The sequence below is a fragment of the Dietzia sp. NPDC055877 genome (assembly GCF_053615975.1).
This window is the reverse complement of sequence record NZ_JBSHCV010000002.1, coordinates 67,223-86,961: the sequence shown is the minus strand read 5'-3', so window position 1 is coordinate 86,961 and position 19,739 is coordinate 67,223. Positions and strand designations below refer to the sequence as shown.

Here is a 19,739-nt window from a genome sequence, read left to right as displayed (position 1 = left end):
CCACACTGGACGTCGCGACTCCCCAGCGTGTCGGACATGCAACGTACATTGGTGCCAAGCCTGCCGAGGAGAGTGTCATGCACGAGCAGTACCGTTCACCTGCGCACGACCGGCGCGCGAACGAACTCGCCTACCCTGCCGGGCAGACAGAGGCGTTCGACTCCCGGGACCCGGGCATCCCGTCCGCCGAGACCCGCAGGTTCCCACCGGCGCCTTCACCGGGGTCGGCCCCGCGCCTCTCCATGCCCGCCCCACATGATGCGGCGTCTGACCGAGCGGCTCCCGGGCCGCTCGCACACGAGGGCGGTCTCCCGTACGGGAACCCGCCGGCTCCCGCGTATCCCCCGCCCCACCAGCTCATCCCCCAGCACTTGGCGGTTCCGCACCAGGTCGGCGCCGGTCCCTACCCCCAGCATCAGTACCGGTACATGTACCCGCCGCAGCCCTTCCAGCAGACGGTGATCGTACACAACAGTCGCCGCGTCAACCATGCATTGCACCTGGTACTGACGCTGCTGACCGCGGGGCTGTGGCTACCGGTCTGGATCATCCTGGCGATCGCCAACTCCTAGGCGCCCACCCGGCATTCGGCCTTGCAGGCCTCGGGGCCGCCCGGCCGCCCGGCCGCCCCGGGCAGCCCCGTGCGGGTCAGGCCGGTGAACGGCCGTAGCGGTCGTACTCGGCCAGCAGGGCGGCCTTCTCGTCGTCGTCCATCCGGTGGTACTCGTGGGTCTTGGTGTCACCGAGGTACACGGCGTCCTCCACCGTCCACGACTGGCGACGCAGGTCCTTCTTGTCGATCTTGCGCGTCGCGGTGACAGGGATGTCCTCCACCACCCGCACGAACCGCGGCGCCCATTTGGTGCCCAGATCCGGCTGCTCCGTGAGGAACCGGCCGAAGGCGTCCGGGTCGAACGTCGTACCCGACGCCATCTCGACGGTGGCCATCACCTGGTCTCCGGTCCGCGAGTCCGGCACCGGGTAGACGGCGACCAGTGCTATGCCCGGGAACCGGGCCAGGATCCGCTCGACAGGGGCGGCGGCGAAGTTCTCGCTGTCGACGCGCAGCCAGTCGCCGCCGCGGCCAGCGAAGTAGAAGAATCCCGCCTGGTCGCGGTATCCCAGGTCCCCGGACCTGTAGGTGGCACCATCCACTCGCTCCGCGGTGGCCTCGGGGTTGCGGTAGTAGCCCTCGAACATCGCCGTCCCGGTGCGATTGACGATCTCACCGATCGCGACGTCCGGGTTGATCAGCTTCCCACTCTCGTCGAACTCGGCACGGGGGCACTCGTTGCCGGCCGGGTCGAGGACGCAGACGTCCATGAACTCCGGCGGCAGGCCCAGCGCGTTGCGCGGCGAGTCCGGCGTCAGGCTGATGACCACCGCCCCCTCCGACGAGCCGTAGCTCTCGATGGGCCGGGTACCGAAGCGACGCTCGAACTCGTCCCTGTCGTGCGGGGACGCCTCCGTACCGAACACCAGTCGCAGCCTGGTGTGCTGCTCCTCCGGCGTCTCGGGCACCGCGAGTATGTAGGCCAGCGACCGGCCCACGTAGTTGAAGAAGGTCGCGCCGAACTTCAGGACGTCCGGCAGGAAGCCCGAGGCCGAGAACTTGCGGCGCATGCTGAATGTGGCACCGCTGAACACCGACGGCCCCCAGCAGGAGAAGATCGCGTTGCCGTGAAAGAGGGGCATCGAGTTGTAGGTGACATCCTCGCGGGTGAACGAGAGGTGGTTGATGGCCGAGAGCGACGCCATGCGGCCGGTGCTGCAGACGACGGCCTTGGGGGCGCCGGTCGAGCCGGAGGTGAAGGTCAGCAGCAGCATGGTGGAGGGGTCGTGCGCCTCCGGGACGTCGGGGAGCTCCGCGCCCTCCGCCGCGCTGAGCGCCTCGGCCCACCGCGGGCTGTCGATGGTGAGGACCCGGTCGGCGTCCACTCCCGTGTCGAGCCCGTCGAGCAGTGCGGCCTGCGCGGAATCGGTGATGATGACATCGCAGTCCGCACCCCGGATGTCCGCGGCGAGCTCGGCACCACGACGGGTCGGGTTGATGCCGACGATGGTCGCGCCGGCCAACGCTCCGGCGCCGATCAGGAAGATGTAGTCCGGCACGTTCTCCAGCAGAACGCCCACGTGGAACGGCCGGTCCTCGCGACGAAGTCCACGAATCACCACGGCACGCTTCTCGGACTCCCGCACGACCTCATCCCACGTGAAGCGCTGGTCCTCGAACAACATCCCGGGGCGGGTGTCTCCCCTGCGGCGTCCGAGCACGTCGGCAAAGGTGAGCCGCCGCTCGGCGACCTCGGCTGGGAGCATCCGCTCGACCTCGGTAGCCCCTACTGACGCGACGGCGTTGGAACCGTCCAATGTCGCCGTGGTGTTCTCGCTGCTTGTGGTGGTCATCCGTGTGGACCTTTCGTGTCTCGCGTGGGCCGACTGCCGCCAGCCGCACATAACAACTGTTGTGTGGACTCGTCCGGACAGCGATGCTAGCCCAGATGTGTCGGGAGTCACAAGCGCACCGCGTGGATTACTGTGAACCCTTGAGCGCCCGGCTCACCACACCGTTTCCAGCCGGAGCAGAAGTGAGGACGACCGTGGCCATGCCCCCTTCCAGCGTCGACGCGAACCGGCGTGAGATCGCCTCCGCGGCCTGCGAGCTGGTCGCCGACGGCGGACTGGACAGCGTCTCCATGCGCCGGATCGCCAAGCACCTGGGGGCCACCACGGGCTACATCTCGCACTACTACGCGGACAAAGAAGACCTGCTCGAGGCGGCACTCCGTGCGGCCCTCTCCGAACTCACCGCCGGTTCCGCTCCGCGGTCCACCACCCTGGAGGAGTGGATCGACAACGCGGTTCTGACGCTGCCGCACAACGTCGACACCCAGAGGTTCTGGCGGATACTGACCGCGTACCAGTCCGCCAGCCTCAACAACGCGCGACTGGCCCAGATCCTGCGCGACTACGTGGTGGAGCAGGTCTCGGCGCTGACCGACCACCTCGCCGTCACGCTGGGCAGCACCCCGCCGGAACACGAGGTCACCGCGCTGGCCCGCTCGTTGTTCGCGGTGGTCTCGGGGCTCGGCACCACCTCGACCATCACCCCGGACGCGTTCACGCCCGCCCAGCTGCGCACGATCGTGCGCTCCTCGGTGTGCGGCCTGCTCGACGAGTTCGCCTCGCGACACCCCGGGATCGGCCCCGCACCCGGCAGGCCCACGCGCCCGGCCTGAGCCGACCCCCTCACACCGGTGCAGGTGGCGACCCGGCGCGACCACTGCTAGTCAGTAGGTGTCCCAGTGTGGAACGACGCGAGGAGGCACGCAGATGGGTGTCGAGGACCACGATCCCGAGGAATACACGCCCGATCCCGATCCGGTCACGGCGCGGGAGGAGTATGAGCCCGCGCCTGTCGATGCCGGCTCCGTCGGCGAGGCCGACCCGGCCGACGTGGCCGAGCAGTCCGTCGAGGTGCCGGTGATCGAGCCAGGACCCGAGGAAGCCGAGGAGTACGACGACGAGGAGGTCGGCTGACACCAGCCGGCCAGTCGCCCGACGCCCGGATGGGCCAAATAAGGGAATCGCCGGGGCCGCGGAGGGGGGACAACGCGGCACCGGCGATTCTGACGCACGACGCGGGGTCGCGACCCGGGGGGCGGGTCTGCGGCATCCGCACATCGCTGCAGAGTCGGCGACAGCTGGCGGGGGGATATCAGCTTTCGCCACCGACAAACCCGAGGGTAGCCACACATCTGCGACTTCACAACTGTCAAGTGAGTTCGGAGCCCCCGTTCGGGCGTGCTACCGCAGCCGGACGCTCGGCGCCCAGATAGGCCAGCGCCGCCACCACCTGCGCGCGCGTGGCCGTGAGGAGCGTCGGCTCCTCCAGCGGCGCGAAGCGCGGCGAGTGGTTGGCCGGGATCTCGCGACTCACCATGCCCGGGGAGAGCGCGTCCCGGTAGCGGTCGGGGTCCACCGAGCCGACGGTCCAGTACGTGTACGGCACACCGAACGCGTCCGGAATCAGGGAGAAATCCTCCGACGCTGTGACCCGACCGGCCTCGTACACCGCGCGCGCGCCGAAGTAGGCGACGAAGGCCTCGGTGACCGTGTCCGTGACCGCAGGGTCGTTGCGGGTGAGCGGGTACTGGTCGTAGTAGAGGAAGTCCGGATCGGCCGGGGCCCCGGCCGCCACACACTCCGCGCGGACGATGCGCTCGATCGCCGAGATCACCTGCTCGCGCACCGCCGGGTCGTACGTGCGGATGTTGAGCAGCAGCTCGGCCGAGTCCGGGATGATGTTGGCCTTGGCGCCCGCGGAGATCGAACCGACCGTCACGACAGCGAACGTCCCCGGCTCCACCTCACGCGAGACGATCGTCTGCAGGCGCAGGACGATCGACGACGCCACCACCACCGGGTCCACCGCCGTGTGCGGCATCGAACCGTGCGCGCCTCGGCCGTGGATCGTGATCTTCAGCGAATCGCCGGCCGACAGGACCGGGCCCGTCACCGTGCCGATCGTGCCGGCCGCGGTCGGCATGACGTGCTGCCCCAGCGCCACATCCGGCCGCGGGACCCGTTCGAGCAGGCCGCCGTCGACCATCGCCCGGGCGCCGGCGGCCGTCTCCTCCCCCGGCTGGAACACCGCGATGTACGTGCCGGACCACACATCCCGGTGCTCGGCCAGGATGCGGGTGGCGCCCAGCAACGCCGCCGCGTGCGCGTCGTGGCCGCACGCGTGCATCACGCCGGGAGCCCGGGAGGCGTACTCCAGGCCGGTGTCCTCCTCGATCGGCAGCGCGTCGATGTCCGCGCGGGCCAGGACCGTGGGCCCCTCGCCGTTGCCGATGACCGCCACGACACCGGTCCCGGCGATGCGCTGCGGTTCGAGACCCAGCGCGGCGAGCTCCCGCTCGATCCGGTCCGCCGTCGCATGCTCTGTCATGCTGAGCTCCGGATGCCGGTGGAAATGGCGATAGAGGTCGCGGAGCCACGGGAGAAGGTCCGCCGCGCGGTCGGCCAGCTCGGCGGCCGGGTCGGGAACGGTCCGGCCGGCCATCAGGCCGACTTCTTGGCCGGCGTCTTGCGGGCCGTCGACTTCGTGGCCGGGGCCTTTTTGGCTGTCGACTTCGACGCCGTCGATTTCTTGGCCGTGGATTTCTTCGCGGCGGCCTTCTTCGCGGCAGGCTTCTTCGCGGCGGACTTCTTCTCCGCCGACTTCGTGGCCGGGGCCTTCTTGGTGGACGACCTGGTGCTCTTCTTGGCCGCTGCCTTTGTCGGGGAACCGGAACCGTTGTCGTCGTCGGGCTTGTCGTCGTCGGAGTCATCCACGTCCCCGCCGCGGTCCTTCACGCTCGCGCGCAGGGCGGCGAGGAGGTCGGCGACCTCGTCGTCCCCGTCGTCGTCGGAGCTCTCCCGCTCCTCCACCGTGAATGCCTCACCACCGGCGGCCTTGGCCTCGATGAGTTCCTTGAGCTGGTTCTGGTAGTCGTCCTCGTACTTCTCCGGCTCGAAATCCGCCGCCATGGTCTCGATGAGCGACGCCGCCATCTTGACCTCCTGCGGCCGCACCGTGGCCTCCTTGTCCAGCCCCTCAAGGATCGCCGGGCGGATCTCGTCCGGCCACAGCAGCGTCTGCAGCATCAACACGTCCTTATACACCCGTAGAGCACACAGGCGGGTCCGGTTGCGCAGCGTGAACGTGCAGATAGCCAGCCGATCAGTCGACTCGAGAGCCTCACGCATGAGGATGTACGCGCGGTTCGAGCGCGACGCCGGCTCCAGGAAATAGGCGTTGTCGAAAGCCACCGGGTCCACCTGATCGGCGGGCACGAACTCGGTGACCTCGATCTCGTGGTTCTGCTCAACGGGCAGGCTGGCCAGGTCCTCCTTGGTCAGGATCACCATCTCGCCCTCGTCGGACTCGTACGCCTTGGCGATGTCGCCGTACTCGACCTCGTCGCCGTTGTCGTCACGCACCCGCTTGTAGCGGATCCGCACGCCGTCGTTCTTGTCGACCTGCCGCGCCCGCAGATCGTGGTCCTCCGTCGCCGCGTAGACCTTGACCGGCACGTTCACCAGGCCGAAGGAGACCTCGCCCTTCCAGATGGATCGCATGGGGGCAGTATGCGCCGGATCGGGGCCCGGGGCAGCCGGACGGGCATAGCGCGCTCGCGTCGGTCATGGCGCCCCCACGCCTTCGCCCGCCTTCCGTGCGAGGTACCGCTGCTCGGGCAATGAGGTCGCCTCCGAGGCCGCTCGGCGGTAGAGCTCGCGCGACCGCGCGCGGTCCCCTGCCATGTCGTACAAGTACGCCTGCGCCGCGCTGCGCCTCGCCAGCGTCTCCGGCACCTCGGCCAGAGCGGCCAGCCCGGCGCGCGCGCCGTCGGCGTGCCCCACCGCCACCGACCGGTTCAACCGCGCGACTGGGTTCTCACGCAGGGCCAGCAGCTCGTCGTACCACTCCACGATCTGCACCCAGTCCGTCTCGGTGGTGGATGGGGCGTCGGCGTGCAGTGCGGCGATCGCCGCCTGTGCCTGGTACTCCCCCAGCTGATCGCGTGCGAGCGCCGCCTGCAGTATCGCGATGCCCTCGGCGATCGCGCCCTGATCCCACCGGCTCCGGTCCTGCTCGGCGAGGGGCACCAGCTCGCCGTGGTCGTCCGTCCGGGCCGCCCGGCGCGCGTGATGGAGCACCATGAGCGCCAACAATCCCCGAACCTCGGGGTGGTCGATCGACCTCGACAGCTGCCGCGCGAGGCGCAACGACTCGGCGGCCAGGTCCACCTCCCCGGTGTACCCCTCGTTGAACACCAGGTACAGAACCCGCAGCACGGTCGCCACGTCGCCGGGCCGGTCCAGCCGTCGGCCGGCGAGGGTGCGCTTGGCGCGGCTGATGCGCTGCGCCATGGTCGCCTCCGGCACCAGGAACGCACGGGCGATCTGGCGGGTGGTCAGTCCTCCCACCGCGCGCAGTGTCAGCGCGATGGCCGAGGGCACGGGCAACGACGGGTGGGCGCACAGGAAGTACAGCCACAGGGTGTCATCCATCGCTGGCCCCGTCGCCTCATCTGCACGCTCAACCTCGATCACCTCCTCGCGGCGCCGACGGGCGGCCTCCGACCGGGTCGCGTCGAGAAACCTGCGCCACGCCACCGTGATCAACCAGGCGCGGGGGTCGCGCGGCGGATCGACGGCCCAGGAGCGCAGCGCCTCGAGCAGTGCTTCCTGCACGGCGTCCTCGGCCGCCGCGAAATCCGCCCCGCGCCGGACGAGGACGCCGATCACCTGCGGGGTCAGCGCCCGCAGATCCGGATCATCCACGGGCTCAGCCCTCGACCTCCCCCATACCGGTGAGCAGTGGCCGCAACTCGAGCCATTCGCGGATCGGCTCCCCACCGGGCCCCGGGGCGGCGGACAACTCGCCGGCCAGTTCCACCGCACGCTCGTAGCCGGCCACGTCGATCACCATCCAGCCGGCGATGAGGTCCTTGGTCTCGGCGAAGGGACCGTCCGTCAGCGGCGGACGCCCCTCCCCGTCGAACCGCACCCATGTCCCCGACTCCGACAGCGCGTTGGCGTCCACGTACTCGCCGGACTCCTCCAACCGGGCAGCGAAGTCGTTCATGTACTGGATGTGCGCGGACACCTCCTCAGGCGTCCACTCGGCCATGGGTGGATAGGTGGGCTGCTCGGGGGCGGAACCCCGGTAGTGCTTGAGCATCAGGTACTTGGCCATGACGGTCCTCCTCGGGTCGTGCGACCCAGTGTGGTCGCTTCACCAGGGGGACGGAACCGCTATCGGGTTCTCGACACCGCCAGGCGCGGCGCCGCCGTGTCGCACCAGATTCCGCCGTTCCGCCGGCCGGGGCGGGCGGCGCTCATTACCCTCCTCCCATGGGTCGAGGGGCGTCACTTCTGCGGATCGGGATCGCCTACGTCATCGCCGTCGCCGCGGGACTCGCCTGGCTGACGTGGGGGCCTGACACCGGCCGGCTGTGGCTGGACGGCTTGATCGCCGACCTGATCGCCACGCTGGTGGTCTTCGCGGCCAGCCGGATCTACGGGAACTCGAGTTTCTACGACGCCTACTGGTCGGTCATTCCGCCGCTGCTGGCCTTCTACTGGTGGGTTGCCGCGGACGCAGGGGTGGACGACGCCCGCTGGTGGGTGATGATGACCGTACTGCTGGCGTGGGCGGTCCGCCTGACCGCGAACTGGATCCGCACCTTCCCCGGCATGCACCACGAGGACTGGCGGTACCCGATGGTCCGGGCGAAGGCCGGCCGCTTCGAGTTCGCCGCCGACCTGCTCGGCATCCACGTCTTCCCGACCCTGCAGGTCTTCGCGGGTCTCATCCCGGTCTATGTGGTCGCCACAAGGGCCGGCGAGCCGCTCGGGTGGCTCGACGTTGTCGCCTTCGTAGTGGGCGTGGCCGCGCTGGCCCTGGAGACGATCGCCGATCTGCAGATGCATCGGTTCCTCGCCACCCGCACGCCGGGCCAGGTGATGGACACCGGGGCGTGGTCGTGGTCCCGGCATCCCAATTACTTCGGCGAGTGCGGGATCTGGTTCTCGATGGCGTTGTTCGGCTTCGCGGCCCACCCCGGCGCGTGGTGGGTGTTCTCGGGCGTCGCCGCCATGGTGGCGATGTTCCTGGCGGTGAGTATCCCGATGATGGACCGGCGAAGCCTCGAACGTCGTCCCGACTACGCCCGGGTCGTCGAGCGGGTGTCTCGGTTCGTTCCGCGCCCGCCCAGGAAGATGCCGGCAGAGAGGACTCCTGTGTAGGACCGATGCCGGTCGCCGGCGTCGGACGCAGATGCGAGAGTGGGGCCATGGCTAGCAAGGGGCAAAAGGAATCGGTGGAGGTCGACGGGCAGACCGTGCGCTTCACCCATCCCGACAAGGTGCTCTACGAGACCACCGGCACCACCAAGGCCGAGGTGCTGGAGTACTACCTGGCCGTCGCGCCGCTGCTCATGACATACGCCGGCCGCCGGCCGGTCACCCGCAAGCGCTGGCCCGATGGCACAGACGACAAGTCGTTCTTCGAGAAGAATCTCCCCCAGCACGCGCCCGACTGGGTACCGCGGGTCGCCATCGAGCATTCCTCGCGCACCGTTCGCTACCCGGTGCTCGACTCCCCCGCGACGCTGGCGTGGTTCGCGCAGCAGGCCTCCCTCGAACTGCACGTGCCGCAGTGGACCCTCGAGAACGCCGAGCCCGGGCGCACACGGCGCATCGTCATCGACCTGGACCCCGGCGAGGACGTGGATCTCGACACCACGGCGAAGGTGGCCCTGCGCGTCCGCGACCTCCTCTCCGAGGCCGGGCTGGACGCATTCCCCGTGACCAGCGGCTCCAAGGGCATCCACCTCTACGCCCGCCTGGACCGGGCGGTGACGTCCAAGAGCGCCGCCGCCGTGGCCAAGCAGATCGCGCAGTCATTGGAGAAGCAGACGCCCGACCTGGTCACCGCCACCATGAAGCGCTCGATCCGCTCGGGCAAGGTGTTCGTGGACTGGAGCCAGAACAGCGGCGCCAAGACCACCGTCGCTCCCTACTCCCTGCGAGGGCGCGCCGAACCCTGGGTCGCCGCGCCCCGCTCCTGGGAGGAACTCGGCGACGGCGGACTCGCGCACCTGCACTGGGACGACGTCCTCAAGCGGCTGGACTCCGACGGCGACCTCCTCGACGGGCTCGAGGGCTCAGGTTCCGGTTCCGGTTCGGCCAAGAAGAAGTCGGCCACTAAATCGGCCGCGAAGAAGACCCCGGCAAAGAAGGCTGGATCCGAAGGCGGGAAGTCCTCGGCCGGTTCGGCATCGCGGGCCAAGAAATCGAGGGGCGGCAAGAAGAGCTCGTCGTCGTCCGATGACGAGGACCCCGAGCCCGCCGACACCAGCTCGACCGACGTCGAGGGCTGCGACGCCAAGCCCGCCAGCGAGGACGCCGTGGTCACGAGCCTGGCCGAGTACCGGCGCAAGCGGGATCGCCGGAACACGCCGGAGCCGTTCGAGGGTGAGGTCGAGACCGATCGCGACGACGTCGACGGGCCGATCTTCGTGATCCAGGAGCACCATGCCCGGCGCCTGCATTTCGACCTGCGGCTCGAGCACCACGGGGTGCTGGCGTCGTGGGCCGTGCCCAAGAACCTGCCGACCGAGCCCAAGGACCGGCGGCTGGCGGTGAACACCGAGGACCACCCGCTCGGCTACGAGACGTTCGAGGGCACCATCCCCAAGGGCGAGTACGGCGCCGGCCACATGACCATCTGGGATCAGGGCTGGTACGAGTGCGAAAAGTGGCGCTCCGACGAGATCATCGTGTGGCTGCACGGCGACAAGGTCTCCGGCCGATACGTGCTCGTGCGCACCAGCGCGGAGAAGAACCAGTGGATCGTGCAATACATGAAGGACCAGTCGCCCGACTCCTTCTACGGGGGGCGCGACAACCCCAAGTCGTCGTATCCCGAGGGCGACAAGCGGGCACGAGGGTCGGGCAGGGGGGCCGCCCGGCGCTCGGGCGGCGGATCGTCCGGCGACTCGGGCAGCGGGTCCGGCGGCGCCGACCGAACCGACGCTCCCCCGCTGCCGATGATCCCCACCGCCGCCACGGTGACCGAGCTGCCCGGCGAGAAGTGGGCGTTCGAGGGCAAGTGGGACGGCTACCGCGTGACGGTGGCGACGAACGGCGAGCAGGCCCGCATGGTCAGCCGCAACGGCAACGTTATGGACTGGCTCACCGACGGTTTCCCCGGTCTCGCGCAGGCGCTGGGCCGGCCGGCGGTGCTCGACGGCGAGCTCGTGGTGCTCGACTCCGCCGGCGTCCCGGACTTCGCGGCGCTGGCCAAACAGGCAGGGGCCGAGGGGACGGATGCCTCGATCGCACCGGTGCATCTGTTCGTCTTCGATGTACTGGAGCTCGATCGCGTGGACCTACGCTCGCAGCCATGGTCGCGACGGCGGGAGGTACTGGATCTGCTCACGCCCCCACTGGCCGAGGTCCCGCGCGTGCAGGTGCCGGGAGTGCTGGACGGACCCGGCGATCGTGCCCTCGCGGAGGCGGAGAAGTTCGGCTGGGAGGGCATCGTCGCCAAGCGTCGCGACTCCCGGTACGAGTCGGGGCGGCGGTCGCGAGCCTGGCTCAAACAGAAGCTGCTCACCACCACCGACGCCGTGGTGGGCGGGTGGCGGCCGGGCAAGGGCGGCCTCTCCGGCGGGCTCGGCTCGCTGCTCCTCGGGCTGCCCACGGAGACCGGCCTGACCTACATCGGCCGGGTGGGCACCGGCTTCACCGACCGGCAGCGGCGGGCGATGCTCGACGAACTCGAACCGCTGCGGCGCAAGTCCAGTCCGTTCGTCGGGCAATTGCCCTCCGACGCGCGCCGCGACGCGATCTGGGTGTTGCCCAGGCTCGTCGTGGAGGTCCGCCATCAGGGTTTTACGGACGACGGCCACATGCGCCAGCCCGCCTGGCGCGACATCCGCCGCGACAAGCTGCCCGGGGATCTGTAAACACGCGTCCGTACCCGAGTCGAGTGCGACCCCGCTGACCTGCGGCGCCCTGGAGAGGCTGTTCAGGGCACCGCAGGTCACGGCGGTTCAGTCACGCACGCGCCACCGCGCGGCCGTGCCACGAGGGCTGCCATCACGGCCGCGGCCACCGACGTCCTGGGCCCACTTCCCGCCTGGAGCCCCGCCCGAGCCCCGCCCGGATCAGGCGTGAAGTATGTCCGCTGACATGGGGCGCCCTGCACGGCGCCTGCAGGGCACCCAAGGCCAGGCGGGCCGGTCGGGGTCGGGCGGACTCAGGCGGCGATCCCGGCGAGCCGCTTCTCGTCGATGGTGCGATCGAACACGAACGCATAGAGCAGTCCGGCCACCACGGCGGTGTAGGGCCAGATGAAGTAGACGATCACGGCCATGGACATAGGGATGCCCCAGAGATTGGTGTCGCTGTTGTAGGACAGGATCGACCACGCCACGAGTCCGGCCAGGACCGCGCAGTGACCGATGATCCCGATCGTGGACTGCCTCTCCCAGGTGCCGTCGGAGCGTAACGAACCCTTGAGCATCAGGACCACCGCGAACAGCGGCACGGTGAGGAACACCATCTGCCACACATCGATGAGCATGCCGACCAGTGCGAACGCGCTGACCGCGGCGAAGGCGTGGATCAACATGTCCGCGCGCTTGTGGTCAGGCTCGGGGGCCAGGGCGGCGTCGAGAACGGGCTCAGACATGGTCGTTCCTTTCGGTGGATGTGGCGACGACACGAGCAGCCGCGCCATCGCCCGACGTGGTCGACCCGCCGTAGAGGTGGGCCAGCGTGGCATCGGGGTGACGGTTGGAGGTCATGAGCGAGACCACGTAGAACAGCAGGATCGACACGAGCAGCGAGATACCCCCGACCTGCATGTACGCGGGCATCGTGATGACCTCTCGTGCGGCGAGGGAACTGATCACGAGATTGCCGACGATCGCGAAGATCACAGTGACGGTCGCAGCGGTGGCCGTGGCGCGATGCCAGTAGATCGACATCACCACGGGCCCGACGATCGCCGCGGCGAAGGCGGCCCACCCCAACGCGCCGAGCAGGAACACCACCTGGGACAGGAACAGGGTGAGCAGCACGGACAGGACCACCAGGACCAGGCTCGAGATGCGGCTCCACAGCAGTTCACGGACCACCTTGATACCGAACGCGGAGGGCAGGTCACGCATCATCGAGGACGCGCCGATGGTGATGAAGCTCGAGGCCGAGGACATGATCGCGGCCAGCAGCCCGGTCAGCGCGATGCCGCCGACGATCGGGTGGGTGACCGAATCGAGGAACCAGATGGCGGTGTCGTCGATGTTCGCCAGCTCGGGGGCGTCCCCGGTCACCACCATGGACCGGGTGGCCAGGCCGATCCCGACCGAGAACAGGGTCGTGACGCCGTACGCGATGCCGGCCACCGCCGCGCCCCACTTGAGCTGGGTCATGTCGCGCAGCATGAGGAACTTGGTGAGCAGCTGCGGCTGTCCCACGGCGCCGACGAAGATCAGCAACCCGAAGGCGAAGATGTAGGTCGGCGACTTGACGCCGTCGATCGACAGGAGTTCGGCGCTGGCCGAGGAGATGGTGTCGAGCATGGGGACCCATCCGCCGGCCATCTGGATGGCGAAGAAGAACAGCCCCACGGACATGACTACCATCAGCACGCCCTGCACGAGGTCGGTCCACACGGCCGCGAGCATGCCGCCGGCCATCGTGTACGCGGCCACGACGAGGGAGCCGATCCACGCGCTGGTCGCGACCGAGGTGCCGAGCAGCAGCGAGATGATCACTCCGATCGAGGTGACCTGTGCCGTCATGTAGGCCACAGCCGCCACGAACACCGCGACGGACATGGTGGCGTGCGAGGTCTTGTCCTGGAAGCGCACGCGGATGAGGTCGGGCACCGAGTAGACGCTGTGCTTCTTGCCGATCCAGTTAAGTCGGCTGCCCAGCAGGAACCAGGCCACGGCGAAGCCGAACGGCGCGAAGAGTCCCACGGCGATGAGGGCCTGGAAGCCCCACGCGTAGGTCTGGCCGGTGCCGCCGACCATGCCCCAGCCGGACTGGATGGAGGAGAAGCTCGCGATGGCCATCACGAAGAAGCCGAGGGACTGCCCGGCCACCAGGAACTCCTTCGCCGACTTCATCTTGGTGTTGGCCCACGCTCCGATGGCGAACATCAGCACGAAGTAGGCCAGCACCACACCTATGACTACGGGATTGTTCATTGCAGATCCTTTGAGAAGAAGACAGTCTTTGAGAAGGAGTCAGTCTTCGGGAGAGTGGAGGGTTCAGCGCCCGTGATCCGAGCGCAGCTGCGCCCGGCGGATCTTGCCGGTGTTGGTGGTGGGCAGCTCGTCCAGGAAGACGACCTCCCGCGGATATTGGTAGAAGGCCAGGCGCTCCTTGACGAAGGTCTGGATCTCGGCGGCCAACTCGTCGGAGCCGGTGACACCGTCAGCGGCGACGATGTACGCGACGATCGCCTCTCCCCGTAGCTCGTCCGGCACGCCGATCACCGCGACCATCTCGACGGACGGGTGCCGCAGGATCTGGTCCTCGATCTCGCCGGGGCCCACCCGATAGCCGGCGGTCGAGATCAGGTCGTCGTTGCGGCCCGAGAACCAGTAGTTCCCGTGGTCGTCGACCGTCGCCAGGTCACCGGTGTGCAGCACGTCGTCGGCGGTCTTCTCCGCCGTCTTGTCGGGGGCGTTCCAGTAGCGCAGGAAGGCGTTGGGGCTGGGGAGTCGCACGCAGATCTCGCCCACCGCCCCGGGGCCGACAGGGTGACCGATCTCGTCGAGCAGCACCAGGTCGAACCCGGGTGTGGGACGGCCCATAGAGCCGGGCGGGGTGTCGAATCGGGCGTGGCAGGTGCCCACGATGAGGTTGCATTCGGTCTGCCCGTAGATCTCGTTGACCCGCACACCGAGGGACTCGCATGCCCATTCGGCCACGGCCTCGCCCAGTGCCTCGCCGCCGGAGAACGCGGCCCGTAGTCCGGTACGGGAGTAGTCCACGTCGGAGGCACGCATCATCTTGAGAATGGTCGGAGGCAGGAACGAGCAGGTCACACCGTGTCGCCGGAGGGCGTGCTCGACGGTCTCGGGGCTCGGTCGACGATCGGAGGCCACCACGGGGACGCCGCTGTAGAGGCTGGGCAGCAGCACGTCGAGGAGGCCGCCGGCCCAGGCCCAGTCGGCGGGGGTCCAGAACACGTCGCCGGTCTCACCGGTCGCGGCGGGCCGGGGGAAGCCGTCGAGCGCGCGCACCACCCCGGGCATGTGACCCAGCACCACGCGATGACCGTGGAGGGCGCCCTTGGGCTGGCCGGTGGTCCCAGAGGTGTAGATGAGCAGCGCGGGGTCGTCGGGGCCGGTGTCGGGGACGACGACGGCGACGTCGGCCGAGTCCGTGACCGACAGCGGGAGCACGGTGAGCGCATCTTCCCCCGGTCTCGCTGGGGCCTCCGGCTCGGCCCCGGTGACGAGGACGAGGCGCAGCTCGGGCAGCCCGGCGAGCTCGTCGGCGAGACGCTCGTGGCAGTCCGCGTCGAACACGGCGGCGACCGCGCCCGAGTCGCCCATGCGGAACAGGGCCGCCTCCGGGCCGAACTTCACCGACAGCGGCACCGCGATGGCGCCCATCAGATATGCGGCCATGTGGGCCACGGCGGTCTCGGCGGACTGTGCGCACATCACCGCGATGCGGTCGCCCTCACCGACCCCGTGGTCGCGCAGGAAGGTGATGAGCCGGCGGGCACGGGCGCCGAGGTCGCCGAAGGTCGTGATCTCCGGTGGGGCGTCGCCGCGGTCCACCACGATCGCGGGGGATTCCGGCGGATGCGCGTCAGTGCACGCGGCACCGATGTTGAATCGCTCCGGGATCTCCCAGTGGAAGCCGTCGGGCTCGAGGGGCGGGCGCCAGGGAACCGCCCGCCGATCTGTGACCTCACTCACGTTGTTCTGCATGCCCTGACCGTAGGAGTGGTCTGATTCACATACAATGGAGATTCCCCCTAGTCTTGGAGCCCTTCGATGTATGAATCCCTATCCCTGGATATGACAGACGGCGTCGCCCTGATCACGCTCAACCGTCCGCCGGTCAACGCCCTGTCCCGTGCGATGCAGGAAGAACTGCGTGCAGTCGCTTCGGAGGTCTCGGGGCGCGACGACGTGGAGGCCGTGGTCCTCACAGGTAGCGATCGCGTCTTCGCGGCCGGCGCGGACATCAAGGAGATGCGCGACATGTCGTATGCGCAGATGGTCTCCGAGGCCCGCGACCTGCAGTCGGCGTTCACCGCCGTGGCCGCGATCCCCCAGCCCACCGTCGCCGCGATAACCGGCGCGGCCCTGGGCGGCGGCATGGAGCTCGCCCTCTGCTGCGATCGCCGGATCGCCGAGTCAAAGGCCAAGCTCGGACAGCCCGAGATCCTGCTCGGCATCATCCCCGGCGCCGGCGGCACCCAGCGACTGGCACGGCTCGTCGGTCCGGCCGTGGCCAAGGACCTGTGCCTGACCGGCCGCACCCTCACCGCTGCCGAGGCCCTCGAACTCCGCGCCGTCGAGGAGGTCGTCCCCGACGGGCAGTCCACCGCCCGCGCTCTCGAGTGGGCCCGGCAGTTCGTGGGCGGCCCCCGCATCGCACTCCGGGCGGTCAAGGAAGCCGTCGACCGCGGCATCGAGGTGGATCTGGACACCGGGCTGAGCATCGAGCGCGCCCTGTTCGCGGCCCTGTTCGCCACCGAGGACCGCCAGATCGGCATGCAGTCGTTCATCGACAACGGTCCCGGCAAGGCCGGGTTCACCGGCCGCTGACCGTGTCCGCCGACCTCACCCGCGGGCTCCGCGACGTCCTGGACGCGGCCGCCGAACTGGCCTCCGCCCAGGACGAGGACGCGGTCCTGCACATCGCCATCCGCAGGGCCCGCCAGCTCGTGGGGACCGATCTCGCCTACGTCATGCTGCTCGACCCCGAGCGAGGCGACACGTACATGCGGATGGCCGAGGGCGCCACCAGCCCCAAGTTCGACACCATCCGGCTCGGCATGGGACTCGGACTAGGCGGTCAGGTGGCCGAAGCCATGGCCCCGCGCTGGACCCGCAACTACCTGGCAGACGAGCAGTACACGCACGTCATCGACCCGATCATCATCGACGAGGGCGTTCTGGCGATCCTCGGCGTCCCCGTCCGTACCCACGGCCGCCTCACCGGGATGCTGTTCACCTCGGACCGCTCCGAACGGGACTTCGCGCAGGACGAGATCACCCTGCTCGCGCTGCTCGCCGACCAGATCTCCGCCGCACTCACCGCCGCCGAACGCGCATCACGGCGCCGCCGGGAACTCGACGAGACCCGCGACGCCCTGGACGCCGAACGCGCCCGCACCGCGACCCTCGCCTCCACCGTCGAGACCCATCAGCGACTCACCGAGCTGGTGGTGGGCGGGGCCACGGTGCCCGAGATCGTGGACCTGCTCGTGGACATCGAAGGCGGCACCGCAGCCGTGTACGACCTCGCCCACCGGGAGCTGGGCTCCGCCCGGTCCACCGAGGGTCCGCCGGTCGACCTGCTCCTGAGGGTCCTGCACGAGGTCACGACGGACCAGGAGCGACCGGCCGGACTCATCTCCCGGCGTGTGGACGGCCACGTCGTCGTCGTCACCCCGATCGTCACCGGCCCCGACCACCTCGGCTACGTCACGTTCGGCAGCCGCGGCGGCGCCCCGACGGCCGGCGTCGCACTGGTCCGGGTCGCGTCCGTGATCGCCCTGTTCCTCCTCGGCCACCAGGCGCGCGACGAGGCCGACAACCGCGTGCGGGGCGAGCTGCTCGCCGAGCTCCTCTCCCCCGGCGAGCACGACCTCGAGTCCCTCAGCCGGCGCGCCGACCTGCTCGGGGTGAATGTGGACTCGGACCTCGTCGCGATGGTCATCACCCCGCCAGAAGCCCGCATGACGCGCGCCCTGCAGACCGAATGTCGCGCACTCGCCCGCACCGCCGGCGGGCTGGTCACCACCTATGGCGACCGGGCCGTGATGCTCCTTCCCGGATCGGACGCCGGCGCCACCGCCCGGGACGCGGCCGGCCGCCTGTCATCCCACCGCGCCACGGTCGGCGCCTCCGGCCCCATCGCCGGCCTGCCCGGACTCGACGGGGCCGACGGCGGAGGCGGAGTCGTCGACCACGTGGAACGAGCCCGGCGGGCCGCCCGGCTGCTCATCGCACTGGACCGCGAAGGCGGCGGCGCGGCGACCGAGGAGCTGGGGCTGTACGGCCTGCTGTTCAGCGAGGTCGACCGCGAATTCGTGGGCCGATTCATCGAGAGCCACCTGGGACCCGTCCGCGCCAGTGACCGCGCGCGCGGCACCGCCCTGCTCGAGACGTTGCAGGCGTGGTTCGCCGCCGAGGGCAGCCCGTCGGCCACCGCCGCGCGACTGTTCGTGCACGTCAACACGGTGTATCAACGGCTCGAGCGACTCGACGCCGTCCTGGGCCCGGGCTGGCGGCGGGGCGACCGCGCGCTCGAACTACGCCTCGCGTTGCGCATGTCCGAGCTCCGCGGGGCCTGAGCAGCTCCCGCCCAGGCCTACGAGCGCACCACGTCGTAGATCATCTTCTGGATCCCGTTCCCGTAGGCCTCGTGCTCGACCAGCGCCAGCGACTGCGCGTCCCTGTCGGCCGCACTGAACAGGCGCTTGCCGGCGCCGAGGAGCAGGGGGAAGACCAGCAGGTGGTAGCGGTCCACCAGCCCGGCGTCGGCGAGCGCGTGCCCGAGCGTCCCGCTGCCCTGCACCAGGATCGGGCCGCCCTCGGTCTCCTTGAGAAGAGCCACCTCCTCCACCGACCGGAGGATGGCGATCGGCCCCCAGTCGTCCACCAGATCCTCATTGCGCAGCGTCTCCGACACCACGTACTTGGGCAGTTCGTTGTAGCGGGCGAAGTCGTCGGTCATCGTGGGCCAGATCGGCGCGAACGCCTCATAGCTCCGGCGGCCCAGCAGCAGCGCCGCAGCCTCCTCCTGCTCCCGCCCCTTGAGTTCGTATGCGGCCGGGTCGAACGCCACGTTCCGGTACGTCCACCCCGCGTTGCGGTATCCCTCTTCTCCACCCGGGGCCTCCATCACGCCGTCGAGCGAGACGAATGCCGTGATGATCAGGGTCCTCATGGGCGTCCTCCTGCCAGCACAGTTTCCTCCAGGCGCGCGTAGCTGATCTCCATGCCGTCGGTCATGCCGGTGCCCAGGATCGCGTCGCGCTGTTCGCGGCTGTCGTAGGTCACCACGAGCGAGATCAGCGTGCCACCGTCGACGGGGGTGAGCGTCTGCTCGTTGCGGGTGGCCGGGCCGTCGACGCCCTCCATCGTCTCCAGGAACACCTCGCGATGCGGTGGGTCGGTCTCCAGCAGCTCGCCGACCAGGGCGAACCCCTGGCCTTCCGTGCCGTCGGTCGGCGCGTACGCGTAGCGGTGCCGGTCCCCCGGCTTCGTGCTCGTGACACATTCGGTGAACTCCCAGCCTTCGGGCCCGTAGCACCACTGCCGCAGCAGTTCCGGATCGTGGTGGGCGGCCCACACCTGCTCCGGGGTCCCGCGCACGACCCGGCTGATCCGGACCGTGGTGTCGGACAGCAGTTGGGCGCTCGTGGCGCGGTCGGCGGCGAAGCTCCGCAGGTCGGCGAGCACGTCGTCGATCTGCCCCATGGCGGAGGTCATGCCCTCCTCCATGCCCATCTCGAGGAGTTGCTCGAGTTCGGGCAGGCTGTTGAAGTGGGTGGTCGTGGTGAGGCGCGAGCCGCCGTCCGTCTCGGCGAACTCGAAGACCATACGCATGGACGGCATGTCGGTGTTGGGCTCGCCGTCGTCGCGGGTGAAGCCGTCGAGGACCTCGAACGAGCGTCCCTCCGCGACCGCCAGGAACTCCCAGTAGCCGCCGGAGCGGTCACCGTCGGGGCCGGTCATGTAGTACTCGGACAGGCCGCCGGGCGCGAGGTCGTGGCGGACGAACGTCGCGGGCCACGTGGGTGGCCCCCAGAACTTCTCGAGTTGGCGCGGGTCGGCGTAGGCGTCCCAGAGACGCCGGAGCGGAACGGTGAAATCAGCGACGACGACGAGGGTCAGCGCCTCCGGGTCCTTGACTACTGAGGTGATGGGCATTGTGAGCCTCCAGGGATGAGATCTGCCTGCGTGGTG

17 protein-coding genes are annotated in these 19,739 nt (G+C 69.5%); 7 read left to right on the top strand and 10 right to left on the bottom strand.

Annotated features, from left to right (window positions below; genetic code table 11):
• Window positions 1-77 precede the first annotated feature (77 nt).
• Window positions 78-572, top strand: a complete 495-nt coding sequence (locus ACWGLC_RS02575; RefSeq protein ID WP_452098439.1) for a hypothetical protein — start codon at window positions 78-80, stop codon at window positions 570-572.
• 76 nt (window positions 573-648) lie between these two features.
• Here ACWGLC_RS02575 and ACWGLC_RS02570 read toward each other — a convergent pair whose 3' ends face one another.
• Window positions 649-2,319: an AMP-binding protein gene (locus ACWGLC_RS02570; RefSeq protein ID WP_452098729.1), complete on the bottom strand. Its 1,671-nt coding sequence runs from the start codon at window positions 2,317-2,319 to the stop codon at window positions 649-651.
• Window positions 2,320-2,606: 287 nt separating this feature from the next.
• Between ACWGLC_RS02570 and ACWGLC_RS02565 the strand changes: the two genes are divergently transcribed.
• The gene (locus ACWGLC_RS02565; RefSeq protein ID WP_452098438.1) at window positions 2,607-3,239 is read left to right on the top strand and encodes a TetR/AcrR family transcriptional regulator; all 633 of its coding nucleotides are present in this window, start codon (window positions 2,607-2,609) and stop codon (window positions 3,237-3,239) included.
• Window positions 3,240-3,333: 94 nt separating this feature from the next.
• Complete coding sequence (locus ACWGLC_RS02560) at window positions 3,334-3,540, top strand: hypothetical protein (protein ID WP_452098437.1); 207 nt, start codon at window positions 3,334-3,336, stop codon at window positions 3,538-3,540.
• 235 nt (window positions 3,541-3,775) lie between these two features.
• Here the strand turns inward: ACWGLC_RS02560 and ACWGLC_RS02555 are convergent, their stop codons facing one another.
• From ACWGLC_RS02555 to ACWGLC_RS02540, 4 genes are all read right to left on the bottom strand, one after another.
• On the bottom strand, window positions 3,776-5,068 hold the full coding sequence (locus ACWGLC_RS02555) for a M20 family metallopeptidase (protein ID WP_452098436.1): 1,293 nt from the start codon (window positions 5,066-5,068) through the stop codon (window positions 3,776-3,778).
• Window positions 5,068-6,126 carry a non-homologous end joining protein Ku gene (ku, locus tag ACWGLC_RS02550; protein WP_452098435.1) on the bottom strand — a complete coding sequence of 353 codons (1,059 nt, stop codon included), beginning with the start codon at window positions 6,124-6,126 and terminating at the stop codon, window positions 5,068-5,070. The genes ACWGLC_RS02555 and ku overlap by 1 nt, the downstream gene beginning before the upstream one ends.
• 63 nt (window positions 6,127-6,189) lie before the next feature.
• Entirely contained in the window at window positions 6,190-7,332 is a 1,143-nt protein-coding gene (locus tag ACWGLC_RS02545; protein WP_452098434.1) for an RNA polymerase sigma factor, read from the bottom strand.
• A 4-nt stretch (window positions 7,333-7,336) separates the two neighbouring features.
• Entirely contained in the window at window positions 7,337-7,747 is a 411-nt protein-coding gene (locus tag ACWGLC_RS02540) for a YciI family protein (RefSeq protein WP_452098433.1), read from the bottom strand.
• A gap of 158 nt (window positions 7,748-7,905) precedes the next feature.
• Here ACWGLC_RS02540 and ACWGLC_RS02535 point away from each other — a divergent pair, with 158 nt between their 5' ends.
• Together ACWGLC_RS02535 and ACWGLC_RS02530 are read left to right on the top strand one after the other, a co-directional pair.
• Window positions 7,906-8,799, top strand: a complete 894-nt coding sequence (locus ACWGLC_RS02535; RefSeq protein WP_452098432.1) for a DUF1295 domain-containing protein — start codon at window positions 7,906-7,908, stop codon at window positions 8,797-8,799.
• A 47-nt stretch (window positions 8,800-8,846) separates the two neighbouring features.
• On the top strand, window positions 8,847-11,525 hold the full coding sequence (locus ACWGLC_RS02530; RefSeq protein ID WP_452098431.1) for an ATP-dependent DNA ligase: 2,679 nt from the start codon (window positions 8,847-8,849) through the stop codon (window positions 11,523-11,525).
• Between the two features lie 293 nt (window positions 11,526-11,818).
• On the opposite strand, the gene ACWGLC_RS02525 is transcribed toward ACWGLC_RS02530, so the two are convergent.
• The 3 genes from ACWGLC_RS02525 to ACWGLC_RS02515 all read right to left on the bottom strand — a co-directional run bounded on the left by ACWGLC_RS02525 (window position 11,819) and on the right by ACWGLC_RS02515 (window position 15,521).
• Window positions 11,819-12,253, bottom strand: coding sequence for a hypothetical protein (locus tag ACWGLC_RS02525; protein ID WP_452098430.1), 435 nt, complete (start codon window positions 12,251-12,253; stop codon window positions 11,819-11,821).
• Window positions 12,246-13,778, bottom strand: a complete 1,533-nt coding sequence (locus ACWGLC_RS02520) for a sodium:solute symporter family transporter (protein ID WP_452098429.1) — start codon at window positions 13,776-13,778, stop codon at window positions 12,246-12,248. The genes ACWGLC_RS02525 and ACWGLC_RS02520 overlap by 8 nt, the downstream gene beginning before the upstream one ends.
• Window positions 13,779-13,841: 63 nt before the next feature.
• Window positions 13,842-15,521, bottom strand: a complete 1,680-nt coding sequence (locus tag ACWGLC_RS02515) for an AMP-binding protein (RefSeq protein WP_452098428.1) — start codon at window positions 15,519-15,521, stop codon at window positions 13,842-13,844.
• Window positions 15,522-15,587: 66 nt separating this feature from the next.
• Between ACWGLC_RS02515 and ACWGLC_RS02510 the strand changes: the two genes are divergently transcribed.
• Window positions 15,588-16,367, top strand: coding sequence for an enoyl-CoA hydratase/isomerase family protein (locus tag ACWGLC_RS02510; protein WP_452098427.1), 780 nt, complete (start codon window positions 15,588-15,590; stop codon window positions 16,365-16,367).
• A 2-nt stretch (window positions 16,368-16,369) separates the two neighbouring features.
• Window positions 16,370-18,121, top strand: coding sequence for a helix-turn-helix domain-containing protein (locus ACWGLC_RS02505; RefSeq protein WP_452098426.1), 1,752 nt, complete (start codon window positions 16,370-16,372; stop codon window positions 18,119-18,121).
• Between the two features lie 17 nt (window positions 18,122-18,138).
• On the opposite strand, the gene ACWGLC_RS02500 is transcribed toward ACWGLC_RS02505, so the two are convergent.
• Window positions 18,139-18,717: a dihydrofolate reductase family protein gene (locus ACWGLC_RS02500; protein WP_452098425.1), complete on the bottom strand. Its 579-nt coding sequence runs from the start codon at window positions 18,715-18,717 to the stop codon at window positions 18,139-18,141.
• Window positions 18,714-19,703, bottom strand: coding sequence for an SRPBCC family protein (locus ACWGLC_RS02495; RefSeq protein ID WP_452098424.1), 990 nt, complete (start codon window positions 19,701-19,703; stop codon window positions 18,714-18,716). Before ACWGLC_RS02495 ends, ACWGLC_RS02500 begins: the two co-directional genes overlap by 4 nt.
• Window positions 19,704-19,739: the final 36 nt, after the last annotated feature.

Bases quoted from the DNA above. Each gene is read 5' to 3' on its own strand.
- ACWGLC_RS02575 (WP_452098439.1), top strand. From the start codon at position 78: ATGCACGAGCAGTACCGTTCACCTGCGCACGACCGGCGCGCGAACGAA.
- ACWGLC_RS02570 (WP_452098729.1), bottom strand. From the start codon at position 2,319: ATGCTCCCAGCCGAGGTCGCCGAGCGGCGGCTCACCTTTGCCGACGTG.
- ACWGLC_RS02565 (WP_452098438.1), top strand. From the start codon at position 2,607: ATGCCCCCTTCCAGCGTCGACGCGAACCGGCGTGAGATCGCCTCCGCG.
- ACWGLC_RS02560 (WP_452098437.1), top strand. From the start codon at position 3,334: ATGGGTGTCGAGGACCACGATCCCGAGGAATACACGCCCGATCCCGAT.
- ACWGLC_RS02555 (WP_452098436.1), bottom strand. From the start codon at position 5,068: ATGGCCGGCCGGACCGTTCCCGACCCGGCCGCCGAGCTGGCCGACCGC.
- ku (WP_452098435.1), bottom strand. From the start codon at position 6,126: ATGCGATCCATCTGGAAGGGCGAGGTCTCCTTCGGCCTGGTGAACGTG.
- ACWGLC_RS02540 (WP_452098433.1), bottom strand. From the start codon at position 7,747: ATGGCCAAGTACCTGATGCTCAAGCACTACCGGGGTTCCGCCCCCGAG.
- ACWGLC_RS02535 (WP_452098432.1), top strand. From the start codon at position 7,906: ATGGGTCGAGGGGCGTCACTTCTGCGGATCGGGATCGCCTACGTCATC.
- ACWGLC_RS02530 (WP_452098431.1), top strand. From the start codon at position 8,847: ATGGCTAGCAAGGGGCAAAAGGAATCGGTGGAGGTCGACGGGCAGACC.
- ACWGLC_RS02525 (WP_452098430.1), bottom strand. From the start codon at position 12,253: ATGTCTGAGCCCGTTCTCGACGCCGCCCTGGCCCCCGAGCCTGACCAC.
- ACWGLC_RS02520 (WP_452098429.1), bottom strand. From the start codon at position 13,778: ATGAACAATCCCGTAGTCATAGGTGTGGTGCTGGCCTACTTCGTGCTG.
- ACWGLC_RS02515 (WP_452098428.1), bottom strand. From the start codon at position 15,521: ATGCAGAACAACGTGAGTGAGGTCACAGATCGGCGGGCGGTTCCCTGG.
- ACWGLC_RS02510 (WP_452098427.1), top strand. From the start codon at position 15,588: ATGTATGAATCCCTATCCCTGGATATGACAGACGGCGTCGCCCTGATC.
- ACWGLC_RS02500 (WP_452098425.1), bottom strand. From the start codon at position 18,717: ATGAGGACCCTGATCATCACGGCATTCGTCTCGCTCGACGGCGTGATG.
- ACWGLC_RS02495 (WP_452098424.1), bottom strand. From the start codon at position 19,703: ATGCCCATCACCTCAGTAGTCAAGGACCCGGAGGCGCTGACCCTCGTC.